The sequence below is a fragment of the Streptomyces sp. NPDC057424 genome (assembly GCF_042803315.1).
Lineage (GTDB): Bacteria > Actinomycetota > Actinomycetes > Streptomycetales > Streptomycetaceae > Streptomyces.
In genome coordinates, this window is record NZ_JBHVCP010000137.1 from 1 (window position 1) to 1266 (window position 1266).

The window sequence follows — 1266 nt, forward strand, 5'->3', positions numbered from 1 at the left end:
CGTGAGCCGCGGTCCGGCGCCGGTGTCATCCCGTATGCGGTTGTCCGGGCCCGAGCCGTCTCCCCGAGTCGACGGCGCCGGGCGGCTTTGTGGGGGCCTCGCCCTAGCTTTCCGCCAGGATGTGCGAGAGCTCCTGATCGAGGTCGAAGTGCCGGTGTTCCGTGCCGGGCGGCACGGCGGCGTCGGTCCGCTTCAGGAAGGACTCCAGGGCCCGTGCCGGGGCCTCGAGCAGGGCCTCGCCCTCCGGTGAGCTCAGGGCGATGCACACGACGCCCTGACCGTGACTGCGCGACGGCCAGACGCGGACGTCGCCGGTGCCCGTAGGGCGGTGAAGTCCCTCGGCGAGGAGGTCGCGGGCGAACACCCACTCGACGGTTTCCTCGGCTCCGGTGTGGAAGGTGGCGTGCACGGCGTAGGGGTCGGCCGTGTCGTACCGCAGGCCTGCGGGGACAGGCAGGGAGGACTCGCTCGACACAACGAGGCGCAGGTGCAGCTCGCAGCTGACCGTGGTGTTCATAAGCGCCAGGGCCTTTCGCTCAGTGTGCGCTCGGGGATTCGCACGTCGGCGAAATCGACATGCCACCTACGGTGCCGTTGTAAACCCCTCTGAGTGTTTTGCGTGCCTTTACGTAACTCTTCCGGCGGAGAGATCGTTCGCGTCGTGCGTCCATTCCGGTGACTGGTTTCGCTCGGGTAGTGTTCGGCCGTATGAATACGGGGAGTGACGAGCCGGGCGAGGTGGCCGTGGCGTCGAACGAGACGGGGACGGGCGAGGTGCACGGCGAGCAGGACCGCGGGTTGGGTTCGCGGGCGCCGGAATTCATCAAGGCCCGTCGGGCGCTGCACCTGAGCTGGCAGGTCGGCGTCTTCATCATCGGGCTCGCGGTCGTCGTCACCGGCATCATCATGCTGCCCCTGCCCGGACCGGGCTGGGTCGTGATCTTCGGCGGCATGGCGATCTGGGCGACGGAGTTCGTCTGGGCCCAGCTGGTGCTCCGCTGGACCAAGCGCAAGGTGACCGAGGCGGCGCAGCGCGCCCTCGATCCCAAGGTGCGGCGCCGCAACATCATCCTGACGTCGATCGGGCTGGTGATCGTCGGCGTGCTGGTCGGCATCTACCTGTGGAAGTTCGGCATCGTCATGCCGTGGAAGATCGAGGATCAGTGAGCGTCACAGGCACCCCCTGACATGGGGTAATCTTCTTCCTGCGTCCGGGCGATTAGCTCAGTGGGAGAGCGCTTCGTTCACACCGAAGAGGTCACTGGT

Annotated in this window: 2 protein-coding genes; one reads left to right on the forward strand and one right to left on the reverse strand. The window is 67.4% G+C overall.

Annotated elements, in window-relative coordinates; translation table 11 throughout:
• Nucleotides 1-103: 103 nt before the first annotated feature.
• Nucleotides 104-517 (reverse strand): SsgA family sporulation/cell division regulator, encoded by a 414-nt coding sequence (locus ACFU3E_RS38455; RefSeq protein ID WP_004002642.1) that lies wholly within the window; start codon nucleotides 515-517, stop codon nucleotides 104-106.
• A gap of 191 nt (nucleotides 518-708) precedes the next feature.
• On the opposite strand from ACFU3E_RS38455, the gene ACFU3E_RS38460 reads away from it, so the two are divergent.
• Complete coding sequence (locus ACFU3E_RS38460; RefSeq protein ID WP_384169487.1) at nucleotides 709-1167, forward strand: TIGR02611 family protein; 459 nt, start codon at nucleotides 709-711, stop codon at nucleotides 1165-1167.
• Nucleotides 1168-1266: the final 99 nt, after the last annotated feature.